The sequence below is a fragment of the Exiguobacterium sp. s28 genome (genome assembly GCF_018618135.1).
GTDB lineage: Bacteria > Bacillota > Bacilli > Exiguobacteriales > Exiguobacteriaceae > Exiguobacterium > Exiguobacterium mexicanum_A.
The window spans coordinates 1-25791 of the sequence record NZ_JACSLL010000016.1 but is presented as its reverse complement, the minus strand read 5'-3'; the positions used below and the strand labels follow the sequence as shown (position 1 = coordinate 25791).

At 48.1% G+C, this 25791-nt stretch carries 41 protein-coding genes; all 41 read left to right on the top strand.

Annotated elements, in window-relative coordinates:
• Window positions 1-69 precede the first annotated feature (69 nt).
• Window positions 70-2148 carry an elongation factor G gene (fusA, locus tag KNP78_RS13955; RefSeq protein ID WP_214755078.1) on the top strand — a complete coding sequence of 693 codons (2079 nt, stop codon included), beginning with the start codon at window positions 70-72 and terminating at the stop codon, window positions 2146-2148.
• Between the two features lie 115 nt (window positions 2149-2263).
• Window positions 2264-3451 (top strand): elongation factor Tu, encoded by a 1188-nt coding sequence (gene tuf, locus KNP78_RS13950; RefSeq protein ID WP_131437953.1) that lies wholly within the window; start codon window positions 2264-2266, stop codon window positions 3449-3451.
• A gap of 110 nt (window positions 3452-3561) precedes the next feature.
• Window positions 3562-4071 (top strand): nucleotidyltransferase family protein, encoded by a 510-nt coding sequence (locus KNP78_RS13945; protein ID WP_214825072.1) that lies wholly within the window; start codon window positions 3562-3564, stop codon window positions 4069-4071.
• 378 nt (window positions 4072-4449) lie between these two features.
• Complete coding sequence (gene rpsJ / locus KNP78_RS13940; RefSeq protein WP_012727678.1) at window positions 4450-4758, top strand: 30S ribosomal protein S10; 309 nt, start codon at window positions 4450-4452, stop codon at window positions 4756-4758.
• A gap of 61 nt (window positions 4759-4819) precedes the next feature.
• Window positions 4820-5446, top strand: coding sequence for a 50S ribosomal protein L3 (gene rplC / locus KNP78_RS13935; protein ID WP_034781707.1), 627 nt, complete (start codon window positions 4820-4822; stop codon window positions 5444-5446).
• A gap of 28 nt (window positions 5447-5474) precedes the next feature.
• Window positions 5475-6098 carry a 50S ribosomal protein L4 gene (rplD, locus tag KNP78_RS13930; protein ID WP_034781706.1) on the top strand — a complete coding sequence of 208 codons (624 nt, stop codon included), beginning with the start codon at window positions 5475-5477 and terminating at the stop codon, window positions 6096-6098.
• Window positions 6098-6379 (top strand): 50S ribosomal protein L23, encoded by a 282-nt coding sequence (gene rplW / locus KNP78_RS13925; protein WP_034781704.1) that lies wholly within the window; start codon window positions 6098-6100, stop codon window positions 6377-6379. The genes rplD and rplW overlap by 1 nt, the downstream gene beginning before the upstream one ends.
• 34 nt (window positions 6380-6413) lie before the next feature.
• Window positions 6414-7244 (top strand): 50S ribosomal protein L2, encoded by an 831-nt coding sequence (gene rplB / locus KNP78_RS13920; RefSeq protein ID WP_034781701.1) that lies wholly within the window; start codon window positions 6414-6416, stop codon window positions 7242-7244.
• 66 nt (window positions 7245-7310) lie between these two features.
• Window positions 7311-7586 carry a 30S ribosomal protein S19 gene (gene rpsS, locus KNP78_RS13915; protein WP_012727673.1) on the top strand — a complete coding sequence of 92 codons (276 nt, stop codon included), beginning with the start codon at window positions 7311-7313 and terminating at the stop codon, window positions 7584-7586.
• A gap of 20 nt (window positions 7587-7606) precedes the next feature.
• Window positions 7607-7939 carry a 50S ribosomal protein L22 gene (gene rplV / locus KNP78_RS13910; RefSeq protein ID WP_034781699.1) on the top strand — a complete coding sequence of 111 codons (333 nt, stop codon included), beginning with the start codon at window positions 7607-7609 and terminating at the stop codon, window positions 7937-7939.
• Between the two features lie 13 nt (window positions 7940-7952).
• Entirely contained in the window at window positions 7953-8612 is a 660-nt protein-coding gene (gene rpsC / locus KNP78_RS13905; RefSeq protein WP_034781696.1) for a 30S ribosomal protein S3, read from the top strand.
• A 32-nt stretch (window positions 8613-8644) separates the two neighbouring features.
• Window positions 8645-9082: a 50S ribosomal protein L16 gene (rplP, locus tag KNP78_RS13900; protein ID WP_016508922.1), complete on the top strand. Its 438-nt coding sequence runs from the start codon at window positions 8645-8647 to the stop codon at window positions 9080-9082.
• A complete protein-coding gene (rpmC, locus tag KNP78_RS13895; protein ID WP_012727669.1) occupies window positions 9069-9272 on the top strand; it encodes a 50S ribosomal protein L29 in 204 nt (67 codons plus the stop codon). The genes rplP and rpmC overlap by 14 nt, the downstream gene beginning before the upstream one ends.
• 33 nt (window positions 9273-9305) lie before the next feature.
• Window positions 9306-9566 carry a 30S ribosomal protein S17 gene (gene rpsQ, locus KNP78_RS13890; protein WP_021066611.1) on the top strand — a complete coding sequence of 87 codons (261 nt, stop codon included), beginning with the start codon at window positions 9306-9308 and terminating at the stop codon, window positions 9564-9566.
• Window positions 9567-9609: 43 nt separating this feature from the next.
• On the top strand, window positions 9610-9978 hold the full coding sequence (gene rplN, locus KNP78_RS13885; protein WP_012727667.1) for a 50S ribosomal protein L14: 369 nt from the start codon (window positions 9610-9612) through the stop codon (window positions 9976-9978).
• A 37-nt stretch (window positions 9979-10015) separates the two neighbouring features.
• Window positions 10016-10324: a 50S ribosomal protein L24 gene (gene rplX, locus KNP78_RS13880; RefSeq protein WP_021066612.1), complete on the top strand. Its 309-nt coding sequence runs from the start codon at window positions 10016-10018 to the stop codon at window positions 10322-10324.
• 32 nt (window positions 10325-10356) lie between these two features.
• Window positions 10357-10896 (top strand): 50S ribosomal protein L5, encoded by a 540-nt coding sequence (gene rplE, locus KNP78_RS13875; RefSeq protein ID WP_016508927.1) that lies wholly within the window; start codon window positions 10357-10359, stop codon window positions 10894-10896.
• 20 nt (window positions 10897-10916) lie between these two features.
• Window positions 10917-11186: a 30S ribosomal protein S14 gene (rpsN, locus tag KNP78_RS13870; RefSeq protein ID WP_034781694.1), complete on the top strand. Its 270-nt coding sequence runs from the start codon at window positions 10917-10919 to the stop codon at window positions 11184-11186.
• 31 nt (window positions 11187-11217) lie between these two features.
• Window positions 11218-11616 carry a 30S ribosomal protein S8 gene (gene rpsH / locus KNP78_RS13865; protein ID WP_021066614.1) on the top strand — a complete coding sequence of 133 codons (399 nt, stop codon included), beginning with the start codon at window positions 11218-11220 and terminating at the stop codon, window positions 11614-11616.
• A gap of 33 nt (window positions 11617-11649) precedes the next feature.
• Window positions 11650-12189, top strand: coding sequence for a 50S ribosomal protein L6 (gene rplF, locus KNP78_RS13860; RefSeq protein ID WP_214825069.1), 540 nt, complete (start codon window positions 11650-11652; stop codon window positions 12187-12189).
• Window positions 12190-12223: 34 nt separating this feature from the next.
• Window positions 12224-12586 (top strand): 50S ribosomal protein L18, encoded by a 363-nt coding sequence (gene rplR, locus KNP78_RS13855; protein WP_012727661.1) that lies wholly within the window; start codon window positions 12224-12226, stop codon window positions 12584-12586.
• Between the two features lie 20 nt (window positions 12587-12606).
• The gene (gene rpsE / locus KNP78_RS13850; RefSeq protein ID WP_021066616.1) at window positions 12607-13107 is read left to right on the top strand and encodes a 30S ribosomal protein S5; all 501 of its coding nucleotides are present in this window, start codon (window positions 12607-12609) and stop codon (window positions 13105-13107) included.
• Between the two features lie 15 nt (window positions 13108-13122).
• Window positions 13123-13308 carry a 50S ribosomal protein L30 gene (rpmD, locus tag KNP78_RS13845; RefSeq protein ID WP_021066617.1) on the top strand — a complete coding sequence of 62 codons (186 nt, stop codon included), beginning with the start codon at window positions 13123-13125 and terminating at the stop codon, window positions 13306-13308.
• Window positions 13309-13339: 31 nt separating this feature from the next.
• A complete protein-coding gene (rplO, locus tag KNP78_RS13840) occupies window positions 13340-13780 on the top strand; it encodes a 50S ribosomal protein L15 (RefSeq protein ID WP_021066618.1) in 441 nt (146 codons plus the stop codon).
• Complete coding sequence (gene secY / locus KNP78_RS13835; RefSeq protein WP_034781688.1) at window positions 13780-15069, top strand: preprotein translocase subunit SecY; 1290 nt, start codon at window positions 13780-13782, stop codon at window positions 15067-15069. The genes rplO and secY overlap by 1 nt, the downstream gene beginning before the upstream one ends.
• A gap of 78 nt (window positions 15070-15147) precedes the next feature.
• On the top strand, window positions 15148-15798 hold the full coding sequence (locus KNP78_RS13830) for an adenylate kinase (RefSeq protein ID WP_029594431.1): 651 nt from the start codon (window positions 15148-15150) through the stop codon (window positions 15796-15798).
• Window positions 15795-16553 carry a type I methionyl aminopeptidase gene (gene map / locus KNP78_RS13825; protein ID WP_034781687.1) on the top strand — a complete coding sequence of 253 codons (759 nt, stop codon included), beginning with the start codon at window positions 15795-15797 and terminating at the stop codon, window positions 16551-16553. The genes KNP78_RS13830 and map overlap by 4 nt, the downstream gene beginning before the upstream one ends.
• Window positions 16554-16658: 105 nt before the next feature.
• The gene (gene infA, locus KNP78_RS13820; RefSeq protein WP_021066622.1) at window positions 16659-16877 is read left to right on the top strand and encodes a translation initiation factor IF-1; all 219 of its coding nucleotides are present in this window, start codon (window positions 16659-16661) and stop codon (window positions 16875-16877) included.
• Between the two features lie 30 nt (window positions 16878-16907).
• On the top strand, window positions 16908-17021 hold the full coding sequence (gene rpmJ, locus KNP78_RS13815; protein WP_003156543.1) for a 50S ribosomal protein L36: 114 nt from the start codon (window positions 16908-16910) through the stop codon (window positions 17019-17021).
• Window positions 17022-17040: 19 nt separating this feature from the next.
• Complete coding sequence (gene rpsM / locus KNP78_RS13810) at window positions 17041-17406, top strand: 30S ribosomal protein S13 (protein WP_024372197.1); 366 nt, start codon at window positions 17041-17043, stop codon at window positions 17404-17406.
• A gap of 16 nt (window positions 17407-17422) precedes the next feature.
• Window positions 17423-17818 (top strand): 30S ribosomal protein S11, encoded by a 396-nt coding sequence (gene rpsK / locus KNP78_RS13805; RefSeq protein ID WP_021066624.1) that lies wholly within the window; start codon window positions 17423-17425, stop codon window positions 17816-17818.
• A 92-nt stretch (window positions 17819-17910) separates the two neighbouring features.
• Window positions 17911-18855 (top strand): DNA-directed RNA polymerase subunit alpha, encoded by a 945-nt coding sequence (locus KNP78_RS13800; RefSeq protein ID WP_021066625.1) that lies wholly within the window; start codon window positions 17911-17913, stop codon window positions 18853-18855.
• 24 nt (window positions 18856-18879) lie between these two features.
• Window positions 18880-19233, top strand: a complete 354-nt coding sequence (rplQ, locus tag KNP78_RS13795) for a 50S ribosomal protein L17 (protein ID WP_012727650.1) — start codon at window positions 18880-18882, stop codon at window positions 19231-19233.
• Between the two features lie 69 nt (window positions 19234-19302).
• A complete protein-coding gene (locus KNP78_RS13790; RefSeq protein ID WP_021066626.1) occupies window positions 19303-20139 on the top strand; it encodes an energy-coupling factor transporter ATPase in 837 nt (278 codons plus the stop codon).
• On the top strand, window positions 20115-20993 hold the full coding sequence (locus KNP78_RS13785; RefSeq protein ID WP_034781683.1) for an energy-coupling factor transporter ATPase: 879 nt from the start codon (window positions 20115-20117) through the stop codon (window positions 20991-20993). Before KNP78_RS13790 ends, KNP78_RS13785 begins: the two co-directional genes overlap by 25 nt.
• On the top strand, window positions 20990-21781 hold the full coding sequence (locus tag KNP78_RS13780; protein WP_034781681.1) for an energy-coupling factor transporter transmembrane component T family protein: 792 nt from the start codon (window positions 20990-20992) through the stop codon (window positions 21779-21781). Before KNP78_RS13785 ends, KNP78_RS13780 begins: the two co-directional genes overlap by 4 nt.
• A complete protein-coding gene (gene truA / locus KNP78_RS13775; protein WP_034781678.1) occupies window positions 21778-22518 on the top strand; it encodes a tRNA pseudouridine(38-40) synthase TruA in 741 nt (246 codons plus the stop codon). The genes KNP78_RS13780 and truA overlap by 4 nt, the downstream gene beginning before the upstream one ends.
• A gap of 154 nt (window positions 22519-22672) precedes the next feature.
• Complete coding sequence (gene rplM, locus KNP78_RS13770; protein ID WP_034781675.1) at window positions 22673-23110, top strand: 50S ribosomal protein L13; 438 nt, start codon at window positions 22673-22675, stop codon at window positions 23108-23110.
• A gap of 25 nt (window positions 23111-23135) precedes the next feature.
• Complete coding sequence (rpsI, locus tag KNP78_RS13765) at window positions 23136-23528, top strand: 30S ribosomal protein S9 (RefSeq protein ID WP_021066631.1); 393 nt, start codon at window positions 23136-23138, stop codon at window positions 23526-23528.
• Between the two features lie 142 nt (window positions 23529-23670).
• Complete coding sequence (locus KNP78_RS13760; protein ID WP_021066632.1) at window positions 23671-24702, top strand: Mrp/NBP35 family ATP-binding protein; 1032 nt, start codon at window positions 23671-23673, stop codon at window positions 24700-24702.
• Between the two features lie 10 nt (window positions 24703-24712).
• Window positions 24713-25363 (top strand): KinB-signaling pathway activation protein, encoded by a 651-nt coding sequence (locus KNP78_RS13755; protein ID WP_034781671.1) that lies wholly within the window; start codon window positions 24713-24715, stop codon window positions 25361-25363.
• Window positions 25364-25791 lie beyond the last annotated feature (428 nt).

Sequence of the window (25791 nt, the reverse complement as noted above, 5' to 3'; positions counted from 1 at the left end):
GTGGCTTTCGGGTATAATCATATCGTGTGCCAGCACACGAAAAACACATGCGGAAGGAGAATACCCAGTATGGCAAGAGAATTCTCCCTAAAGAATACTCGTAACATCGGGATCATGGCTCACATCGATGCCGGTAAGACGACAACAACTGAACGTATTCTTTATTACACAGGTCGTATCCACAAGATTGGTGAAACTCATGAAGGAGCTTCACAAATGGACTGGATGGAGCAGGAGCAAGAGCGTGGAATCACGATCACTTCTGCTGCGACAACTGCACAGTGGAATGGCCACCGTGTAAACATCATCGATACACCTGGACACGTAGACTTCACGGTTGAAGTTGAACGTTCACTCCGTGTACTTGATGGCGCAGTTGCAGTACTTGACGCTCAGTCAGGTGTTGAACCACAAACAGAAACTGTATGGCGTCAAGCGACGACTTACGGTGTTCCACGTGTCGTATTCGTCAACAAGATGGATAAGATCGGTGCGGACTTCTTGTACTCGGTGAAAACACTTCACGAGCGCTTGCATGCAAATGCACACCCAATCCAACTTCCAATCGGTGCGGAAGACGAATTCAAAGGAATCGTCGACCTCGTCGAAATGAAGACGTACATGTACTCGAACGACCTCGGTACTGACATCGAAGTAACAGATGGCTTCCCAGCTGACATGGCTGACCAAGCTGAAGAACTTCGCGGTCAATTGATCGAAGCGGTCGCAGACTACAACGAAGAGTTGATGATGAAATACCTCGAAGGCGAAGAGATCTCAATCGACGAACTCAAAGCTGGTATTCGTAAAGCAACACTCAGCGTAGAATTCTACCCTGTACTCGTTGGTTCGGCCTTCAAAAACAAAGGTGTTCAATTGATGTTGAACGCTGTTGTTGATTACCTCCCATCACCAGTTGATGTTGAGTCAATCAAAGGGATCAACCTCGACACAGAAGAAGAAATCACGCGTGAGCCTTCAGATGACGCGCCGTTCTCGGCACTTGCGTTCAAAGTCATGACGGATCCTTACGTCGGTAAATTGACGTTCTTCCGTGTGTACTCTGGTACAGCACAAGCTGGTTCGTATGTGAAGAACTCGACTAAAGGTAAGCGTGAGCGCCTCGGTCGTATCCTTCAAATGCACGCGAACAGCCGTGAAGAGATTCCAATGGTATACGCTGGTGACATCGCCGCGGCTGTTGGTCTCAAAGATACTACGACTGGTGATACACTTTGCTCAGAGAAAGACAACGTCGTTCTCGAGTCAATGACATTCCCAGAACCAGTTATCTCGGTCGCTATCGAGCCTAAATCGAAAGCTGACCAAGACAAGATGGGTCAAGCCCTCGCGAAACTCGCAGAAGAGGATCCAACTTTCCGCACTGAAACAAACCAAGAGACTGGTCAAACAATCATCTCTGGTATGGGTGAGCTTCACCTTGATATCCTCGTTGACCGTATGCGTCGCGAATTCAAAGTAGAAGCAAACGTCGGTGCACCACAAGTTGCTTACCGTGAGACAATCCGTGGCGCTGCGAAGATCGATTCGAAATTCGTACGTCAATCTGGTGGACGCGGTCAGTACGGTCACGTTGTCGTAGAATTCGAGCCGAACGAAGAAGGCGCTGGATTCGCATTCGAGAACAAGATCGTCGGTGGTGTTGTACCACGTGAATACGTCCCAGCTGTTCAAAACGGGATTGAAGAAGCTCTCGAAAACGGTATCCTCGCTGGTTACCCAGTAGTTGACGTTAAAGCTGCCCTCGTCTTCGGATCGTACCACGATGTCGACTCGAACGAGATGGCGTTTAAAGTTGCTGCTTCGATGGCGGTTAAACAACTTAAGGAGCAAGCGAAAGCTGTTATCCTTGAGCCAATGATGCGTGTTGAAGTTGTCATCCCAGAAGAATACTTGGGAGACATCATGGGTGACGTCACGTCACGCCGTGGACGCGTAGAAGGTATGGAAGCACGCGGTAACGCTCAAGTCGTTAAAGCAATGGTTCCACTTTCAGAAATGTTCGGCTATGCGACATCGCTTCGTTCACGTACGCAAGGACGCGGAACGTACTCGATGCACTTCGATCACTACGAAGAAGTACCGAAGTCAATCGCAGAAGAAATCATCAAAAAAGCGAACGGCTAATAACGGTTGTAACGCTTAATTGATTGTTGTAAGCTAAGGAGGACGTATGTTAAAAGTAGCCTACGTCTTCCTAGTTAAATAAAAAACTAATTGTCTAATAGAGGAGGAATCTAGAATGGGTAAAGAAAAATTCGACCGTTCTAAACCGCACGTTAACGTTGGTACAATCGGCCACGTCGACCACGGTAAAACAACTTTGACTGCAGCGATCTCAGCTGTACTTTCAAAAGCACAAGGGAAAACAGCTACAAAGTTTGACGCAATCGATGGTGCTCCTGAAGAGCGTGAGCGCGGTATCACAATCGCAACAGCTCACATCGAGTACGAAACAGAAAAACGCCACTATGCACACGTTGACTGCCCAGGTCACGCTGACTATGTTAAAAACATGATCACTGGTGCTGCACAAATGGACGGCGCGATCCTCGTTGTTTCGGCAACTGATGGCCCAATGCCACAAACACGTGAGCACATCCTTCTTTCACGTCAAGTAGGTGTTCCTTTCATCGTCGTATTCATGAACAAAGTTGACATGGTTGACGACGAAGAACTCCTTGAGCTCGTTGAAATGGAAATCCGTGAACTTCTTTCTGAATATGACTTCCCAGGCGACGACCTCCCTGTAATCAAAGGTTCAGCACTTGGCGCGCTTAACGGCGAAGCTCAGTGGGAAGAAAAAATCATGGAACTCATGAACGCAGTTGATGAGTACATCCCTGAGCCAGTTCGTGACACGGACAAAGAATTCATGATGCCAGTTGAGGACGTATTCTCAATCACTGGTCGCGGTACTGTAGCGACTGGTCGTGTTGAGCGTGGTGTTCTCCGCGTCAACGACGAAGTTGAAATCGTTGGTCTTACAGAAGAAACTAAGAAAACTGTATGTACTGGTGTAGAGATGTTCCGTAAGCTTCTCGACTACGCTGAAGCTGGCGACAACATCGGTGCTCTTCTCCGTGGTGTATCACGTGAAGACATCGAGCGTGGACAAGTACTTGCTAAGCCAGGTTCAATCACGCCGCACTCAAAATTCAAAGCTTCAATCTACGTTCTTTCTAAAGAAGAGGGTGGCCGTCACACGCCATTCTTCGCGAACTACCGTCCGCAGTTCTACTTCCGTACAACTGACGTAACAGGTATCGTTCACCTTCCAGAAGGTACTGAAATGGTAATGCCAGGAGACAACATCGAGTTGACGATCGAATTGATTTCTACAATCGCGATCGAAGACGGAACACGTTTCTCAATCCGTGAGGGTGGCCGTACAGTAGGCGCTGGTTCAGTAACTGAAATCATCGAGTAATCGATTGATTCACTGACCTTTCAAGCAGTCCGCATTTTGCGGGCTGCTTTTTTGTTTTGTGGCAAGACGTGGTAAGATGGGACATATGTCGAACGAAAGGGGAGACGAAGATGGAGAAGCAAGTCGAAACGTTATGTCGGCTGAACGGGATCGCGTGTCGGTTCGGTGGGTCGACGTTACTGAAGCATCATGGGCTAATTGAAACGGCGAACGACTTGGATGTGTTTGTCGAACCGGATCAATTCGAGCGAGTCGATCAAGTACTGAGCCGTGCTGGAAAGAAAGTCAAGTCGACGCCTCATCCAGATTACGTGACGACCTATTTTGGCGAATATGAGTTCGAGGGCGGAGACATTGATGTGATGGCCAGCTTTCGGATGAAGTGCACCGATGGGATCTATACACATCCATATATTGAACCGGTCGGCAGTTGGATGCATCTCGAAGAGTGGGTCGTACTGTATACGGTAATGAACCGTATCGATAAGCTTGAACGGTTAAGCCAATACTTCGAGACTCATCCAATGAATGAAACGATCGTCCAAACCTGCTTGAAACGAGCCCCAGCCTCGGTTATCGAATCCGTCACGGAACGCTTCGGAGCACGTATGAAACGCTAGGTAGAGTTGGCATGGCGGTTCTTGTAACAAATAGTTCAACAAAAGAAGGAAAATAGCTTGCAAATGGGTTCGAATCTTGTTACATTAGTGAACGTTGAACAACTCATCAGACATCCGGCGTAATTTAAAAATCAAATCTTGCATTTCATATGTAGATTCGATATAATGATTAAGTGTTTGTGCGAGTGGTGAGAGACTTTACAGCAGAAATCGGGTCCAATCGTTGATTTGCAATGATCGGATACCTCTGCTGACACAAGCACGCTGCGATGAAGCGGGAGGTTATGACACGCCAGGCAGCTTTGCCATGGCCGGTGTGGAAATTTCCGCGGAGAACTGTCTATTTTTAAAAATAGGCGACAAAGGAGGGAAACTTACATGGCAAATGAAAAAATCCGTATTCGTTTAAAAGCATACGACCATCGCGTACTCGATCAATCAGCTGAGAAAATCGTTGATACTGCGAAGCGTTCAGGTGCAAAGGTTTCGGGACCAATCCCGCTTCCAACTGAAAAATCGATCTACACGATCCTTCGTGCGGTTCACAAGTACAAAGATGCTCGTGAGCAGTTCGAGATGCGTACACACAAACGCTTGATCGACATCGTTAACCCAACACCAAAAACGGTTGATGCGCTTATGCGCCTCGAATTACCATCAGGTGTTGACATCGAAATCAAACTTTAATTCTTCATATAGTAGATACTAGCCAGAAGAGACAATAATTATTAAACAGGAGGTGTATCTCATGGCTAAAGGAATCTTAGGAACAAAACTTGGTATGACTCAAATCTTCAACGAAGCAGGCGAAGTCGTACCGGTAACAGTAGTTGCTGTCGAAGGAAACGTTGTGCTTCAACTTAAAACAGTTGAAACAGACGGTTACGAAGCAGTTCAACTCGGTTTCGGCGACATCAAAGAATCACGTCAAAACAAACCGGCAAAAGGTCACGCTGCGAAAGCAAACGCGACACCTAAGCGCTTCATGAAAGAGATTCGTACTTCAGTAGAAGGATACGAAATCGGTCAAGAGATCAAGGCGGACATTTTCGCTGCAGGTGAATTAGTAGACGTAACAGGTACATCGAAAGGTAAAGGATTCCAAGGTGCGATCAAGCGTCACGGACAATCACGTGGACCAATGGCTCACGGTTCGCGCTACCACCGTCGTCCTGGTTCGATGGGTCCTGTAGCTCCTAACCGCGTATTTAAAGGGAAGCTTCTTCCTGGTCAAATGGGTGGCGAGCGTAAAACGATTCAAAACCTTGAAGTTGTCAAAGTTGACGCGGAACGCGGCCTTGTACTCGTTAAAGGCGCAATCCCAGGCGCTCGCAAGTCGAACGTCATCATCAAAACAGCGGTAAAAGGTAACTAATTAACTGCACGGAAAGGAGGAATTACGAATGCCTAAAGTAGCTTTGCTTAACCAAACAGGTTCACAAGTTGGCGAGATCGAATTGGCAGAAGCCATTTTCGGTATCGAGCCTAACGACTCAGTACTTTACGACGCGATCGTCATGCAACAAGCATCACGCCGTCAAGGTACTCACGATACGAAAGGTCGCTCGGAAGTACGCGGTGGCGGCCGTAAACCATGGAAACAAAAGGGAACTGGTCGTGCGCGCCAAGGTTCTATCCGCTCACCACAATGGGTTGGTGGTGGTACAGTCTTCGGTCCAACACCACGTTCATACTCTTACAAGCTTCCTAAAAAAGTTCGTCGTTTAGCACTTCTCTCGGCGCTTTCGTCGAAAGTGAAAAACAACGAAATGATCGTCCTCGAAGGCCTTGCTTTCGATGCACCAAAAACAAAAGACATGGCTGCTGTTTTGAACAGCTTGTCAGTAGAACGTAAGGCTCTTGTAGTCACAGCGGACTACAATGAGACTATCGCTCTCGCAGCTCGTAACATCCCAGGAGTGACTGTGATCGAGGCAGCAGGCGTTAACGTTCTTGACCTCGTTGCTAACGACAAAGTCATCTTCACTAAAGATGCGGTTGCGAAGGTAGAGGAGGTGCTTGCATAATGGCTCAAGCATACGATATCATCAAACGTCCTATCATCACTGAGCGTTCTGTTAGCCTCATGGAAGCTAACAAATACGTTTTCGAGATCGACGTTAAAGCGACTAAATCGCAAGTGAAGTACGCTATCGAAACAATCTTCAATGTGAAAGTTGCTTCGGTAAACACAATGAACATGAAACCGAAAGCGAAACGTGTCGGTCGTCACTCTGGTTACACAGCTCGTCGTAAAAAAGCGATCGTAACCCTTGCTGAAGGCAACACAATCGACTTCCTCGGTTAATTTACTACCTTAGAAGAAAAGGAGGGAATCCTCGATGGCAATTAAAAAGTTTAAGCCGACCACTAACGGTCGCCGTAACATGACATCTCTCGACTTTGCAGAGATCACAACGAACCGTCCTGAAAAATCGTTAACTGAAAAGCTTTCGAAAAAAGGCGGTCGTAACAACCAAGGTCGTTTGACTGTACGTCACCAAGGTGGCGGGCACAAACGCAAATACCGTATCATCGATTTCAAACGTAACAAAGATGGCATCGTCGGACGCGTTGCTACGATCGAATACGATCCAAACCGTTCAGCGAACATCGCCCTCATCAACTATGCAGATGGTGAGAAACGTTACATCCTCGCTCCTAAGGGCATCAAAGTAGGCATGGAAATCATGTCTGGTCCTGAGGCGGATATCAAAGTGGGGAACGCTCTTCCACTCGTGAACATCCCTGTCGGTACTACTATCCACAACATCGAGCTTAAGCCTGGTAAGGGCGGTCAGCTTGTTCGTGCGGCTGGTGCATCGGCACAAATCCAAGGACGTGACGGCAAGTACGTCATCGTTCGTCTTCAATCAGGTGAATCACGCTTGTTCCTCGGCACTTGCCGCGCGACAGTCGGTTCAGTTGGTAACGAAGAACACGAACTCGTAAACATCGGTAAAGCAGGACGTTCACGTTGGTTAGGCAAACGCCCAACAGTACGTGGTTCTGTAATGAACCCGGTTGATCACCCACACGGTGGTGGTGAAGGTCGTGCGCCAATCGGTCGTTCGGGCCCACTTACTCCTTGGGGTAAACCAGCTCTTGGTCTTAAAACTCGTAAGAAAAACAAATCGAGCGACATGTACATTCTTCGTCGTCGCAAGAAATAATTACTACATGATTCTCGGGCGGTTCGAAAGAGCCGTTCCCGAATCATTCCAAAGGGAGGTTCTATCATGGGTCGCAGCTTGAAAAAAGGTCCATTCGCAGATCACCATTTGCTCGCTAAAGTTGACAAACTCAACGAATCTGGTGAGAAGCAAGTCATCAAAACTTGGTCACGTCGCTCGACAATCTTCCCAGAATTCATGGGTCACACGTTCGGTGTACACGATGGTCGTAAACACGTACCAGTATTCGTGACAGAAGACATGGTCGGTCACAAACTTGGTGAATTCGCTCCAACACGCACGTACAAAGGTCACGGATCAGACAAGAAAACGAAACGGTAATTTGAGGGGAGGTCAAATCCATGCAAGCTAAAGCATCAGCTAATATGGTCCGTCTTGCTCCTCGCAAAGCACGTCTCGTTGTAGACTTAATTCGCGGGAAACAAGTCGGCGAAGCGCTCTCTGTCCTTGCTCACACGAACAAGGCAGCGTCGCCAATCGTTGAAAAAGTATTGAAGTCAGCGATTGCAAACGCAGAGCACAACTACGATATGAATATTGAGAACCTTGTGGTGTCGGAAATCTACGTCAACGAAGGTCCAACACTCAAACGCTTCCGCCCACGTGCGATGGGTCGCGCAAGCCGTATTAACAAACGCACAAGCCACATCCACATCGTGGTAACTGAGAAATAAGGAGGGATATGTAGTGGGTCAAAAGGTAAATCCGCACGGTCTTCGCGTTGGTATTATCAAAGACTGGGATTCGCGTTGGTACGCTGAGAAAGACTACGCAGATCTCCTTCATGAAGACTTCGTTATTCGTGAATACATCGAAAACAAAATGAAGGATGCTAGTATTTCTAAAGTAGAAATCGAACGCGCTGCAAATCGCGTGAACATTTCGCTTCACACTGCGAAACCAGGTATGGTTATCGGTAAGGGTGGTTCGGAAATCGAGTCACTCCGCAAAAACATCATCAAGCTTGCTGAAGGCAAACGTGTTCACATCAACGTTGTTGAAGTGAAAAACGCGGACGCTGTCGCTAAACTTGTTGCTGAAAACATCGCTCGTCAATTGGAAGGCCGTGTGTCATTCCGTCGTGCAATGAAACAATCAATCCAACGTTCGATGCGCACTGGCATCAAAGGGATCAAAACAGAAGTTTCTGGTCGTCTTGGTGGCGCTGATATCGCTCGTTCAGAGAAGTACTCGGAAGGAACAGTTCCACTTCACACACTCCGTGCCGATATCGATTACGGAACAGCTGAAGCTGACACAACTTATGGTAAAATCGGAATTAAAGTCTGGTTGTACCATGGTGAAGTTCTTCCAACAAAAAACAACACAGCTAAAAACGCTGAATAATAAACACTCTTTCAGGAAGGAGGCAACACACTATGTTGTTACCTAAACGCGTGAAATATCGTCGTGTACACCGTGGTAAAATGCGCGGAAATGCAAAACGCGGCACAACAGTACATTTCGGTGAATTCGGTCTCCAATCGCTCGAAGCGAGCTGGATCACAAACCGTCAAATCGAATCAGCACGTATCGCAATGACACGTTATATGAAACGTGGTGGTAAAGTGTGGATCAAGATCTTCCCACACAAACCATACACGAAAAAGCCTCTCGAAGTCCGAATGGGTTCGGGTAAAGGTGCTCCAGAAGGCTGGGTAGCTGTAGTTAAGCCTGGCAAAGTAATGTTCGAAATCGCGGGTGTATCTGAGGAAGTTGCACGTGAGGCACTTCGTCTTGCAGCGCACAAACTTCCAGTGAAATGTAAGTTCGTGAAACGTGAAGAAAATGGTGGTGATACGAATGAAAGCAACTGATCTCCGTCAATCAACAACTGAAGAGCTCAACGGTAAAGTAGGCGAGTGGAAAGAAGAACTCTTTAACCTTCGTTTCCAATTAGCTACAGGTCAGCTTGAGAATCCTGCTCGTATCCGTGAAGTACGCAAGTCGATTGCGCGTGCTAAAACGATTCTTCGTGAACGCGAACTCGGCATCAACAACGGCTAATCTAATCGGATTCTTTAAGAGGAGGTAACACTCATGGAACGCAATAAGCGTAAAGTACTCACTGGACGCGTCGTGTCTGACAAAATGGACAAAACGATCGTCGTTGCAGTTGAAACAAAAGTACGTCATAAGCTTTATGGCAAACGTGTAAACTACACGAAGAAATTTAAAGCGCACGATGAGAACAATGTCGCTAAAATCGGCGATGTCGTCCGCATCGCGGAAACACGTCCGCTTTCTAAAGACAAACGTTTCCGTCTCGTAACAGTAGTAGAAGAATCAGTAATCATCTAATAACAGTTCGGATCTATAAACATCCGGAGGGAGGTACACTCGCATGATTCAACAAGAATCTCGCTTGAAAGTAGCAGACAACTCTGGCGCGCGTGAACTGTTGACAATTAAAGTCCTCGGTGGTTCAGGTCGTAAGACTGCCAACATCGGTGACATCATCGTCGCGACGGTAAAACAAGCAACACCAGGTGGCGTTGTTAAAAAAGGTGACGTTGTCAGAGCAGTTGTCGTTCGTACAAAACGCGGCGCTCGTCGTAAAGATGGTTCGTACATCCGTTTCGATGAGAACGCAGCAGTCATCATCAAAGATGACAAGAGCCCACGCGGCACTCGGATCTTCGGGCCAGTTGCACGTGAACTTCGTGAAAAAGAATTCATGAAGATCGTTTCGTTGGCACCGGAAGTACTTTAATTTCCAATTTCAATCCTATAAGGAGGTGCGCAAAACGATGCATGTTAAAAAAGGCGATACAGTCCAGGTAATGTCTGGTAAAGATAAAGGCAAGCAAGGGGTTATCCTCAAAGCTATGCCAAGCAAGAACCGCGTAGTCGTAGAAGGTATCAACGTGATTAAAAAACACTCGAAACCATCACAAGCGAATCCACAAGGCGGTATCCTTGAAATCGAAGCACCAATTCACGTCTCGAACGTCATGCCACTCGACCCTAAAACGGGCAAACCGACTCGCGTTGGTTTCAAAGTAGTCGATGGTAAAAAAGTTCGTGTCGCGAAATCGGGCGAAGTACTCGATAAATAAGAAGAACGTGACGAAAGGAGGTCCATTCGACTATGAACCGTTTGCAAGAGAAGTATAAAAGCGACATCGTGAAAGCGATGATGGATAAATTCAACTATGACTCAGTCATGCAAGTCCCGCAGGTCGACAAGATCGTCATCAACATGGGTGTAGGTGACGCTGTTTCGAACTCGAAGGCTCTTGACATGGCAGTGGAAGAATTATCAATTCTTTCTGGTCAAAAACCACTCGTAACGAAGGCTAAGAAATCAATCGCTGGTTTCAAACTTCGTGAAGGCATGCCAATCGGTGCGAAGGTTACTCTTCGTGGCGAGCGTATGTACGATTTCCTCGACAAATTGGTAACTGTTTCACTTCCACGTGTACGTGACTTCCGCGGTGTATCGAAGAAAGCATTCGACGGACGCGGTAACTACACGCTTGGTGTGAAAGAGCAACTTATTTTCCCTGAGATCGATTACGATAAAGTAACGAAAGTACGCGGTATGGACATCGTTGTTGTTACAACAGCGAACACAGACGAAGAAGCTCGTGAATTGCTCACACTTCTCGGAATGCCATTCCAAAAATAATCTAAAGGGAGGTCGACAACATGGCTAAAAAGTCAATGGTGAATCGCGAACACAAACGCGAGAAACTCGTTGCCCAGTACGCTGAGAAACGTGCACAATTGAAAGCTGAAGGCGACTACATCGGACTCAGCAAATTGCCACGTAACTCTTCACCTGTACGTCTTCATAACCGTTGCCGTATCACAGGTCGTCCACATGGTTACATGGGTAAATTCGGGATCAGCCGTATCAAGTTCCGTGATCTTGCATACAAAGGTCAAATCCCTGGTGTTAAAAAAGCAAGCTGGTAATCCACTAACAGTGTGAAAGGAGGTACATCGCATGGTAATGACAGACCCAATTGCAGATATGCTTACACGTATCCGTAACGCTAACATGGTTCGCCATGAAAAATTAGAGCTTCCAGCTTCTAATATCAAACGTGAGGTTGCAGAGATCCTCAAGCGTGAAGGTTTCATTCGCGATGTTGAATATATCGAGGACGCTAAGCAAGGTACACTTCGTCTGTTCCTTAAATACGGAGCAAGCAACGAACGTGTTATCACTGGTCTCAAACGCATTTCGAAACCAGGTCTTCGTGTATACGCAAAAGCTGATGAAGTACCAAAAGTACTCGGAGGACTCGGTATCGCAGTTCTTTCGACATCAAAAGGTCTTATGACTGATAAAGAAGCTCGCCAACAACAAGTCGGCGGCGAAGTGCTCGCCTACATCTGGTAAGTCACTTTTCTAACAAGAACGGAGGTGTAATCAATGTCACGTATTGGTAAAAAACCAGTTACGATTCCAGCTGGCGTTACTGTCACGGTTGCAGAAGACAACACGGTCACAGTAAAAGGTGCTAAAGGTGAACTTTCGCTTTCAGCTAACCCAGCCTTGGAAATCAAAGTTGAAGAGAACGAATTGAACGTCGTTCGTCCGGATGACTCGAAAGAGAACCGTACGATCCACGGGACGACACGTGCCCTTATCGCCAACATGGTGGAAGGTGTGTCTAACGGATTCCAGAAAACACTTGAGATCTCAGGGGTTGGTTACCGTGCAGCTAAGCAAGGTAACAAACTCGTCCTCAGCCTCGGTTACTCGCACCCAATCGAGTACGTTGCTGAAGAAGGTATCGAGATCGAAGTTCCTTCAAACACGCAAATCATCGTAAAAGGGATTAACAAAGAGCGCGTCGGTCACGTTGCAGCTCAAATCCGCTCGTACCGTGCTCCAGAACCTTACAAAGGTAAAGGTGTTCGTTACTCTGATGAACGTATTCGCCGTAAAGAAGGTAAGACTGGTAAGTAATTCGTCACGAAATGAACGGAAAGGAGTGGCATAAATGATCACAAAAGCAGACAAAAATGCAGTTCGTAAGAAACGTCATGCTCGTGTACGTCGTACGATCACGGGGACAGCAGCTCGTCCACGTTTGAACGTATTCCGCTCGAGCAAGCACATCTACGTTCAACTCATCGATGATGCAGCACAAACAACGCTTGTGTCAGCATCTTCGAAAGATAAAGCTCTCGATCTTACAAACGGCGGCAACGTTGAAGCAGCGAAAGCTGTTGGTAAACTTGCAGCTGAACGTGCACTCGAGAAAGGTATCGACACTGTTGTGTTCGACCGTGGTGGATACCTCTATCATGGCCGCGTCAAAGCTGTTGCTGAAGCAGCTCGTGAAGCAGGTCTTAAATTCTAACAAAAAGGAGGGGACACTCGATGCGCCAGTTAGACGTTAACATGGAACAACTTGAAGAACGCGTTGTTACCGTAAACCGCGTCGCGAAAGTCGTGAAAGGTGGCCGTCGCTTCCGTTTCGCCGCTCTCGTCGTCGTAGGTGACAAAAATGGTCACGTCGGTTTCGGTACAGGTAAGGCACAAGAGGTGCCAGAAGCGATCCGCAAGGCTATTGAAGCCGCTAAGAAAAACATGGTTCAAGTACCGATGGTCGGTACAACAATTCCACACGAAATCACAGGAGTATTCGGAGCAGGTCGTGTATTCATGAAACCAGCTTCTGAAGGTACTGGGGTTATCGCTGGTGGTCCAGTTCGTGCAGTGCTCGAACTCGCAGGTGTAGGTGACATCCTTTCGAAATCGCTTGGATCTAACACACCAATCAACATCGTCCGTGCGACGGTTAAAGGCTTGACAGAGCTTAAAAAAGCAGAGGAAGTTGCTAAACTACGCGGTAAAAGCGTAGAAGAACTTCTTAAATAAGGGAGGGAATTAGACATGGCGAAACTCGCAATCACCCTCACACGCAGCACTATTGGTCGTCCGGAAGATCAGCGTGTAACAGTACGTACACTTGGTCTTCGTAAAATGCATCAGACTGTCGTTGTCCCTGACAACGTAGCGATGCGCGGTATGATCAAAAAAGTGTCGCACCTTGTGACTGTAAACGAAATCAACGAATAATAAAGATCTTACTAAATAAGGAGGTGCCACTATGAAACTCCATGAATTGAAGCCAACTCCAGGTTCGCGTCACGAACGCAACCGTGTCGGTCGCGGTATGGCGACTGGTAACGGTAAAACTTCTGGCCGTGGACATAAAGGTCAAAAAGCTCGTTCGGGCGGTGGCGTTCGTCCAGGATTCGAAGGTGGGCAAAACCCACTTTACCGTCGTCTTCCAAAACGCGGTTTCAACAACCCTACTCGTAAAGAGTATGCAGTTGTTTCCCTAGACACGCTTAACCGTTTCGAGGCAGGTACTGAAGTTACTCCAGAACTCTTAATTGAGACTGGTGTTGTCAGCTCTGCTAAAGACGGAATCAAAGTACTTGCTAACGGCAAGCTTGAAACAAAATTGACTGTAAAAGCCAACAAATTCTCGGGTGCAGCGAAAGAAGCGATCGAAGCAGCTGGCGGTTCAGTTGAGGTGATCTGATGTTTCAGACGATCTCCAATATGTGGCGCGTGAAAGATATTCGACAGCGTATTCTCTTCACACTCGCAATCATCATCATTTTCCGCATCGGGGCCCATATCCCGGTGCCGATGGTGAATACGGATGTGTTGCGTTTTGACTCAGGTGGTCTTTTAGACTTCTTGAACTTGTTTGGAGGAAATGCTTTACAGAACTTCTCCCTGTTCGCAATGGGGATCATGCCGTACATCACGGCATCGATCGTTGTGCAGCTCTTACAAATGGACGTCGTTCCGAAGTTTGCCGAATGGGCAAAACAAGGCGAGTCTGGGCGTAAAAAGCTAGCGACGGTCACGCGCTATGGGACGATCATGTTAGGGTTTATCCAAGCGACGTCATTGTCGTTCGGGTTTAACCGCCTCTATCCAGGTCTCGTCAACGAGACGTGGGGCACGGCAACCTATTTCGTGATCGCGATCGTGCTGACTGCAGGTACGGCGTTCTTGATGTTCCTTGGTGAGATGACGACGGAGAAAGGTGTTGGGAATGGTATTTCCATCATTATCTTCGCCGGTATCGTCGCTGGGTTCCCAAGAATCTTTACGCAGATTTATGAAACGAAGCTCCAAAATGCTGGAGACGCGTTATTCATTAACATCGTTTACTTGGTTGTGCTATTGCTCGTCATTCTTGCAGTGACCATGGGGATCATTTATGTTCAACAGGCCGCTCGCAAAATTCCGATTCAATACGCAAAACGCACGGCGAACCGTACCCCTGTGGGCGGACAGTCAACGCATTTGCCAATCAAACTAAACGCTGCCGGTGTCATCCCGGTCATCTTCGCGATTTCCTTCATGGTGACACCACCAACTGTTGCAAGCTTCATTGCTTCTCCGGAAACGACGCAGAAGTTGCAGACTTACTTCGATACGACGTCTCCAATCGGAATGTCGATCTACGTAGCGCTCATCATCGCGTTCGCTTACTTCTATACATTCATTCAGGTAAACCCTGAACAGATGGCAGAAAACCTGCAGAAGCAAGGTGGCTATATTCCTGGGATTCGTCCTGGGGCGCAAACAGAACAGTACATCACGAAGTTGCTTTATCGATTGACTTTCTTCGGAGCGATTTTCTTATCGCTCGTAGCGATCATGCCGACAATCTTCATTAAGCTTGCCGGTCTCCCAACTTCGGTGCAAATCGGAGGAACGAGCTTGTTGATCGTCATCGGGGTAGCCCTCGAAACGATGAAACAAATCGAGAGTCAACTCGTAAAACGACACTACAAAGGCTTTATCCGTTAAAGCGGAAGGAAGGGTACACCCTTCCTTCCTGTCGTGTTTACGACGTGTTGTGAAAATCAAAACTGGAGGCTAACTGAGATGAATCTAGTACTCATGGGCTTACCGGGTGCAGGGAAAGGGACTCAAGCGGCTAAAATCGTTGAAGAGTACCAAATCCCACACATTTCGACAGGCGACATGTTTCGTGCGGCAATCAAAGGCGGAACGCCACTCGGCAAAGAAGCAAAATCGTTCATGGATAAAGGCGAACTCGTACCGGATGAGGTAACAATCGGAATCGTACGCGAACGCTTGAGTCAAGATGATACGAAAAACGGCTTCCTGCTCGATGGATTCCCGCGTACTGTTGCTCAAGCAGAGGCACTCGAAAGTTTGCTTAAAGATTTGGGAAAACAGATTGACCATGTCGTGAATATCGATGTGGATGCGGAAATTCTCGTCCCGCGTTTGACAGGTCGTTGGATCTGCCCGACGTGTGGTGCGACATATCACGTGATCTTCAACCCACCTAAAGTGGAAGGCATCTGTGATGTGGATGGGTCGGCTCTCATGCAACGTGAAGACGATAAAGAGGAAACGGTCCGCCGTCGCCTTGACGTCAACATCGAGCAATCGAAACCACTCATTGACTTTTACGCTGAAAAAGGGTATCTTCGTACATTGGATGGAGATCGTCCAATCGATGTCGTATACGCCGATGTCAAAGCGTTACTCGGTGGTACTGAATGATCATCACGAAGACGCCTCGTGAAATAGCGATTATGCGTGAGGCTGGGCAAATTGTTGCTCGAACACACCAGGTGCTCAAAGAGCACATCAAACCAGGTATTACGACGCTTGAGCTCGACCGGATCGCGGAAGAATACATTCGCAGCCAAGGTGCGACACCGTCGTTCAAAGGCTATAACGGGTTTACCGGTAGCGTTTGTGCTTCAGTGAACGAAGAGCTTGTTCATGGGATTCCCGGAAAACGGGTATTGAACGATGGGGATATCATCTCGATCGACATCGGTGCCTACTATAACGGATACCATGGAGATTCCGCTTGGACGTATCCAGTGGGAACAATCTCGGAAGAGACACAGCAGTTACTTGACGTGACTGAAGAAAGTCTGTATAAAGGATTGGAGCACGCTAAGGCTGGACAGCGTTTGACAGACATTTCGCATGCGATTCAAGCGTATGTGGAATCTCATGATTTCTCTGTCGTCCGCGAATACGTCGGTCATGGTGTCGGACAAAATTTGCATGAAGAACCGCAAATTCCGCACTATGGTCCACCGGGGAAAGGGCCGCGCCTGAAGACTGGAATGACGTTAGCCATTGAACCAATGGTCAACGCTGGTCAACGCTATGTTCGGACACTGGCTGACAACTGGACAGTTGTGACAGTGGACGGTAGCATGTGCGCCCACTTTGAGCACACCATCGCCATCACAGACGATGGATACGAGATTTTAACGAAACTCGATTCCGGTGAATGAGGCTCTATTGCTTCGTGCTGATCCGTTACGGATCCTTCTCTCACAGTACAATGCGATAGATCGTCTGTGCTCCTAAATATCTTCATATAGAAAGGGGAATAAATGATGGCGAAACAAGATGTCATTGAAGTGGAAGGCACTGTTGTCGAACCACTTCCAAACGCAATGTTTAAAGTGGAGTTAGAAAACGGCCACACGGTGCTCGCGCACGTCTCAGGGAAAATTCGGATGCACTACATTCGAATCCTTCCAGGTGACCGCGTAACTGTCGAGTTGTCTCCGTACGACTTGACTCGCGGGCGGATTACGTACCGTTACAAGTAACTCCGATTTTTCCAGGAGGAGGGTATAATCATGAAAGTAAGACCGTCGGTAAAACCGATCTGCGAAAAATGTAAAGTTATTCGTCGTAAGGGTAAAGTAATGGTAATTTGCGAAAACCCGAAACACAAACAAAAACAAGGTTAATCTAAGAGGAGGTGCACACATGGCACGTATTGCTGGTGTAGATATTCCACGCGAAAAACGTATCGTTATTTCGCTCACATACATCTTTGGTATTGGTAAAACAAGAGCACAAGAAATTTTGAAGGCTGCAAACGTATCTGAAGATTCACGCACACGTGATCTTACAGAAGACGAAATCAACCGTATCCGTGAAGCAATTGACGGAATTAAAGTTGAAGGTGACCTTCGCCGTGAAGTTTCACTCAACATTAAACGTTTGATCGAGATCGGCGCATATCGCGGTGTTCGTCACCGTCGTAGTCTCCCTGTTCGCGGACAAAACACGAAGAACAACTCGCGTACTCGTAAAGGCCCACGCCGTACAGTAGCGAACAAGAAGAAGTAAAGGAGGGAATTGAACAATGGCGAAACGTAAGCAAAATGTACGTTCAAAACGTAAAGTCAAAAAACATGTTGAAGTCGGTGTGGTACACATCCGCTCTACATTCAACAACACAATCATTACAATCACTGACACGCAAGGTAACGCGATCTCATGGGCTACTTCTGGTAACCTTGGATTTAAAGGATCACGTAAATCGACTCCGTTCGCAGCACAATTGGCTGCTGAAACTGCAGCGAAAGTTGCAATGGACAACGGTATGCGTACAGTAGAAGTTAACGTTAAAGGTCCTGGTGCTGGACGTGAAGCGGCTATCCGTGCCCTCCAAGCTACTGGTCTTGAAGTAACTGCAATCCGTGACGTAACACCAGTTCCGCACAACGGTTGCCGCCCTCCGAAACGTCGCCGCGTATAATCGCTTGTGCGTGTGAAGGGCTTACCTAGCACAAACAGCATATACAATGCAGCTCGCGCTGCATGGCAGGATACACTCAAGGAGGGGTTCAGATGATCGAGATTGAAAAACCAAAGATCGAAACGGTCGAAATCAGCGAGGATGCTACGTTTGGTAAATTCGTGGTGGAACCGCTTGAACGTGGATATGGCACTACTCTCGGCAACTCACTACGTCGAATTCTTTTGTCATCGCTCCCTGGTGCAGCGGTAACAGCGGTTCAAATCGATGGCGTTCTTCATGAGTTCTCTACGATTGACGGAGTCGTCGAAGACGTCACGCAAATCGTATTAAACCTCAAGAAGTTGGCTCTCAAAGTGTACTCGGACGAAGAGAAAACGCTTGAGATTAACGTTTCAAGTGCCGGTGCTGTCACTGCGGCAGACATTACCCATGATAGCGACGTTGAAATCTTGAATCCTGAGCTCCACATCGCGACTCTCGCTGACAACGCGACGCTTCGCATGCGTTTGACTGCTCGCCGTGGTCGTGGTTACGTCCAGGCAGAAGATAACAAACGTGATGATATGCCGATTGGCGTTATTCCAATCGATTCGATCTACACACCGATTCAACGCGTGAACTACGAAGTAGATAAAACACGTGTCGGTCAAGATGCTAGCTTCGATAAGCTTCTATTAGACGTGTGGACAGATGGTTCAATCCGTCCGGAAGAAGCGGTATCGCTCGGGGCGAAAATTTTGACAGAACACTTGAACATCTTTGTTGGCTTGACTGACGAGGCTCTCAATGCAGAAATTATGGTCGAGAAAGAAGAAGACCAAAAAGAAAAAGTACTCGAAATGACGATCGAAGAACTCGATCTCTCAGTTCGTTCGTACAACTGCTTGAAGCGCGCGGGCATCAACACTGTTCAAGAACTCGCAAACAAATCAGAGGAAGAGATGATGAAAGTTCGTAACCTCGGACGTAAATCACTCGAAGAAGTTCAACTCAAGTTGGACGAGCTCGGTTTGGGCTTGCGTAAAGAAGACTAAGTTCAACCGAAGGAGGGAAATGTAATGGCTTATTCGAAACTCGGCCGTACAAGCTCACAACGTAAGGCACTTTTACGTGATCTTGCAACTGACCTTATTATCAACGAGCGCATTCAAACAACTGAACAAAAAGCGAAGGAACTTCGCCCAGTCGTTGAAAAATTGATCACTCTTGGGAAACGTGGCGATCTTCATGCCCGTCGTCAAGTAGCTTCATTCGTTCGTAAAGAGAACGCTGGAGAAAAAGACGCAATCCAAAAATTGTTCGAAGACGTGGCACCACGCTACGCTGAACGTCAAGGTGGATACACACGCATCATGAAAGTCGGCCCACGCCGCGGTGACGGTGCAGAAGTCGTAATCATCGAACTCGTCTAATTCATTAGGCAGTCAACAGGGCATGCGGTGACGTATTGCCCTGTTTCCACATCGGAAAGGAGTCGGCAGATGGAATCTCAAATTATGGTACGCGATATCGTGTTTCGTTACCCGGGACAAACCGAGCCAGCCTTAAACGGGCTGTCACTCGACGTATACAAAGGGGAATGGCTCGCTATCGTTGGCCATAACGGTTCTGGCAAGTCGACTTTGACGAAGTTGTGGAATGGGCTTTTGCTTCCTCAAGAAGGAGAAGTCCGGGTTGAGACACTCGATCCAACGGACGCCACAGACGTGTGGGACGTTCGGAAACGGATCGGTGTCGTCTTCCAAAATCCTGACAACCAGTTTGTCGGGGCGACCGTGCGCGATGATGTGGCATTTTCTCTCGAAAACATGGGACTTCCACGTCAAGAAATGGTTCGTCGAATTGATGACAGTCTAGCGCGCGTTGGATTATCGGAACTAGCGGACCGTGAACCGCATCAGTTATCCGGTGGACAAAAGCAGCGCGTTGCGATTGCTTCGGCACTCGCAATGCGCCCGCATGTCCTCGTGCTCGATGAAGCTACCTCAATGCTCGACCCGATTGGGCGCAAAGAGGTGATTGAAACGGTACAACAGCTCGTCTCAGAAGGGATGACCGTTGTCGCCATTACCCACGAGCTCGACGAAGTGTTGTTTGCCGACCGTATCATTGCATTGTCAAAAGGCAAGATTGCGATGACCGGTACACCCGAAGACGTGTTTCAAAATCCGGAGGCGTTACGAGCCATTCAGCTCGACGTACCGTTTATTGTCCGGATGCAACTCGAACTGAAGGAACGGGGCATACCACTCGATCGTCTGATGCTACAACATTCGGAGTTGGTGAACCATCTATGCCGATTAGCATTGAAGAAGTGACTTACCAATATCAATTGAATACTCCGTTTGAACGAACCGCGCTGCGCGATGTGAATGTAATGATTCCGTCGGGGGCGCTTGTTGCGTTTCTTGGCCATACTGGGTCAGGCAAGTCAACGCTCGTTCAACATATGAACGGACTGCTGCGACCGACAAAAGGGCGTGTCGTCGTCGATGACATCGAAGTCCGTGCGATTACGAAGCGTCGCGACAAAAAGCAAAGCCTGCTACCGCTTCGGCGCCGCGTTGGGCTCGTCTTTCAATATCCGGAGCATCAACTATTTGAAGAGACGGTCGAACGCGACGTCATGTTTGGTCCACGAAACTTTGGGGCGTCTGAAGACGAAGCGAAAGAGCGGGCTCATGCTGCGTTACGCCTCGTCGGCCTGGATGAAACGTTATGGGGCCGTTCCCCGTTCGATCTCTCGGGCGGACAGATGCGTCGCGTCGCCATTGCCGGCGTGCTCGCTAGTCGACCTGACGTTCTCGTCGTAGATGAGCCGACGGCTGGACTCGACCCGCTCGGCCGTCGTGAGATGCTGGCACTATTCAAACGCTTAAAACAAGAACTCGATTTGACGCTCATTCTCGTTTCGCACGATATGGACGACGTGTTAGCGTACGCAGAACGAGTCGTCGTCATGGAACGGGGCGAGGTCGCCTTTGATGGGAATCCATTTGACTTGTTCAAAGATGAGGCGCTTGTCAAAGGGCTCCAGCTTGAAATCCCACATGTGCTTCGTTTCGCGAGTGAGCTTGCCCCTGCGTTCGGTGTCGCGACACCGGCCTTACGGACCGAAGGCGAATTGGCGGACTGGATCGCGCTCGAATTGAGAAAGGGGAGAGCGACATGATCATCGGACAGTACATTCCCGGACATTCATGGCTCCATACACTTGATGCGCGAGCCAAGACGTTGTTCATCCTCGGCTTCATTCCAATCGTCTTTTTGGCTGATAACTTATGGACGAACGTGTTCTTGCTCGGCTTTACCTTGTTCGCCGTGAGACTGTCTCAATTGTCATGGCGGTATTTATGGAATGGATTAAAGATGATTTTATTCCTCATCATTTTTACACTGTTGTTGCAACTGTTCTTTAATCGGGACGGGACGGAGTTGATTGCATTCGGTCCGTTCGCGATTTATTCGGAAGGCGTCCGGATGGGCTTGATCGTCTCGCTCCGTTTCTTCTATCTCGTCATGTTGACGACACTCGTCACACTGACGACAACACCGATGGAATTGACCGATTCGATTGAAGCAGGGCTCCGCCCCCTCGAACGATTTCGAGTGCCTGCCCATGAGATCGCCCTCATGCTGTCGATCTCGCTCCGGTTCCTTCCGACCTTGGCCGACGAGACCGATCGTATCATGAAGGCTCAGCAGGCGCGAGGCGTCGATTTGAAGAGCGGTCCGCTCAAGGATCGCTTGAAGGCAGTCGTCCCGCTCATGATCCCATTGTTTGTGTCGGCGTTTAAACGTGCTGAGGACCTCGCTACGGCAATGGAGGCCCGCGGGTACCGTGGGGGTGAAGGAAGGACGCGCTTGCGTGAGATGACGTGGCACCGTCGTGACACGGTGTTACTCATCATCTTCGTGGTCATCACACTCATCTTGATTGGATTGCGAGGGATAGGATGAAGCGAATTAAATTGACGATTGCGTATGATGGAACGAACTATGCCGGTTATCAGGTCCAACCGAACGGAAATACGGTTCAAGCCGAAGTAGAGGGTGTGCTGGCGCGGATGCATAGTCAGACCGTCAAAGTAGTGGCCTCGGGTCGTACGGACGCCCGTGTGCATGCTCGGGGGCAAGTGCTACACTTCGATACGCACCTCGCTATGCCAGCCGACCGGTTCGTCAAAGCGCTGAATGCAATGTTGCCCGATGATATTCTTGTCCGGTCCGCCGAAGAGGTCGATACGTCGTTTCACGCGCGTTACGGGGCAAAACGGAAAGAGTATCGCTATTTCTTCCGAAGCGACGCGGACCCGTTCCGGCGCCACCATGCTGTAACGGTCACGTACACGCTCGACCATGAGCGGATCCGACAGGCGCTACGCATGCTCGTCGGGACTCACGACTTCACCTCCTTTTCAGTGACGAAGGCTGAGGTAGAGGATCGTGTCCGCACAATCTATGAAGCGGAGCTCGTCGAAGCGGGCGATGAGATGTATATTCGTTTCGTCGGCTCGGGCTTTCTTTATAACCAAGTCCGTATTATGGTAGGGACGTTGTTAGAGGTCGGGCGTGGGAAATATGAGCCGGCAGACGTGAGCCGGATGCTCGCCTCAAAAGACCGGCGTAGCGCTGGGATTACAGCCCCACCGCACGGTCTATACTTGTGGAATGTGAATTATGAAAAAGTAGATTGACATTCCCCCTATAAAATCGTATTATATTCATTGGCATTTCATTTTCACATTGAGAGATGAACCACAATCTTAGCCCCGTAAACTAGGATTATGATAAAGCATCAAACAAGCACTAAAAAAATTAAGCAAACAGACATTTTAGGAGGTATTCCACATGCGCACGACATTCATGGCAAAAGCATCTGAAGTAGAACGCAAATGGCTCCTTATCGACGCAGAAGGCAAAACACTTGGTCGTTTGACTAGTGAAGTAGCATCACTTCTTCGCGGTAAGCACAAGCCGACTTTCACACCAAACGTTGATTGCGGAGACCACGTCATCATCATCAACGCTGAGAAAATCCACTTGACTGGTAACAAAATGAACGACAAGATTTACTACCGTCATTCAGGTCATCCAGGCGGTTTGAAATCACAAACTGCAAAAGAGCTTCTCGCAAAACGCCCAGAGCGTATGCTTGAACTCGCAATCAAAGGGATGCTTCCAAAAGGATCACTTGGTCGTCAATCATTCACTAAACTCCACGTTTACGCTGGAGCTGAGCACAACCACGCAGCACAAAAACCAGAAGTTTACGAACTTCGCGGTTAATCGGGACACAGGGAGGAACTAAACGATGGCAGATGTACGTTACTACGGAACAGGCCGCCGCAAACACTCGGTGGCTCGCGTTCACCTCGTTGCAGGTGACGGCAAAGTTGTTGTAAATGGCCGTGATATTTCAGAATACTTCGGACATGAGACTTTGATCATGATGGCAAAATCACCACTCGTATTGACTGAAACAGAAGGTAAATACGATGTAATCGTTAACGTTAACGGTGGTGGATTCACTGGACAAGCTGGAGCAATTCGCCACGGCGTATCGCGTGCGCTTCTTCAAGCGGACCCAGAATTCCGTCCAAGCCTCAAAGAAAAAGGCTTCTTGACTCGTGACGCTCGCATGAAAGAACGTAAAAAATACGGTCTTAAAGCTGCACGTCGCGCACCACAATTCTCGAAGCGTTAATCTTCGAACAATTTGGTTCAAACTCTCTGCCCATCGGGGTAGAGAGTTTTTTTGTTGCTCATGAAATTGTTGGTTTCCATTCCCTCAAGAAAACGCTTTTTTTGATATACTGTTAGCGAGACAGAAATTAGGGGGAAACCACATGCTTACAGTAGAACAAGTTCGTGAAGAATTGGCGGGGTTGATCGATCCAACAATCAACCGTACGCTTGGAGATACAGCTGGCGTGAAGGATATTCGCATTAAAGAAGATTATGTCAGTGTAAAAGTGGCACTCGGTCAAACCGGGAGCGGCGAGCAACTCCAACTTCAACAAGAGATTGTCACGTTGCTGAAAGGAAAAGGATTCAAGACGGTCGGTCTTCGCTTCGAGGCGCTCAATGACGAAAGTTTGAAAGAAGCGACGAAGCCTGCTATTCTCCGTGAAAATGCTGGCACGACATTCATTGCGATTGCTTCGGGCAAAGGTGGCGTCGGGAAATCGACAGTCTCGGTCAACTTGGCAGTCGCGCTAGCGCGGGCAGGGAAGAAGGTCGGATTGATTGATGCGGATATTTACGGCTTCAGTGTACCTGACATGCTCGGGATTGAAGAGCGGCCGGTCGTCCGTGGCGAGAAAATCATTCCTGTCGAGCGTTTCGGCGTGAAAGTGATTTCGATGGGCTTCTTTGTAGAAGATAACGCTCCAGTCATCTGGCGTGGACCAATGCTCGGGAAGATGCTTAATAACTTCTTCAACGATGTGGAGTGGGGCGACCTAGACTACTTGCTCCTCGATTTGCCACCAGGGACGGGTGATGTCGCCCTCGATATTCATTCGATGCTCCCGGCATGTCAAGAGTTGATCGTCACGACGCCACACGCAACAGCTGCTTTTGTCGCTGCGCGTGCTGGGGCAATGGCCATCAAGACAAACCACAAAGTGCTTGGTATCATCGAAAACATGGCGTATTTTGAAAGTAAAGTGACAGGGGAGAAAGAGTACGTCTTCGGCTATGGCGGCGGCGAAAAATTGTCTGAAGCGTTGAAGAGCAAATTGCTCGCGCAAATTCCGCTCGGTCAGCCGTATGAGAATGAAGAAGACTTTGCACCATCGGTTTACCGAGATGGGCATCCGTTTGAGAAGACATACGACGGACTAGCGCAAGCGGTCATTCAACAGATAGAAGGGTAATGGTTTATAGATGAAGGTACAAGGATTTTTAAGGTTATTTTGGACGACGCTCGTCTTCGGGACGTTGTTTGGGTTCGTTATGAACTTGCTGGCCAATCCTGGCTATTTAGTGAGTCAATCGTGGGAAGCAATCGTGACGGCACTCAGTTACTCGAGCACATGGACCGGGATTAGCATGATGGGCTTCTTCGCCTACTTGATTGTCCACCGGGTCGGATTGGATTTGTTCCGTGGCCCAAGACTATGGAATCGTGTACAAGTGCTGTTAATCGCCTTCGCGCTATTTGATGCGGTTTACCTTCGTATGCTCGCTTTTGGTAACGATCATATGTGGCGGTATATCGGGGAGATGGTCGTGTTAGTGATCGTTTCATGGATTATCGCAACGAGTAAGGCGAAACAGACGAACGCGAGTGCGTTCATCCCGACGCTCTTCTTGATGATCGTTATAACATTGATCGAATGGATTCCAGCCCTTCAGGCGACGGATGAGATTGCGCTCTTGTGGCCAGCGTTAGCGACGCTCGTATTTGCTAACGCGTATCAAGTATTGATGCTACATCGATTCCAAGCGCCTGCTCAAGCAGAGGATGCCAAACCATCGACGAAGAATCAGGCTAAAGCTAAATCTAAGAAACGGGTGTCTTCTAAATCGTCCTAACACCAATAGGAACGGAAGCACTCGATAGTTACACTCTTCAACAACGTAGCGTCGCCCTAGGTGGGAGGACGCTACGTTGTTTTTATGTGAGGAAAGTCGGTTTTCAACGTTGGAAAAAAGATTCCCGAAGAAAATAAAGTTTTTTTAGAAAAACAGTTGACGAAAATGCGGGGCGCTGATATATTAATAAACGTCGCTGCTGTTCAAATCTGAACAACAGAAAGCGGATGAAAAAAATAATAAAAAACGGTTGACTTTCAAAAGACAAATCGCTATTATTAAAAAGTCGCTAACACGACAGACACTTGGTCTTTGAAAACTGAACGATGAGGCAAAAATGTTTTACAATTTTTGAATGAAGCGCAAGCTTCGTCATTTTTAAAGAGCTATATCAAATTCTTTGGAGAGTTTGATCCTGGCTCAGGACG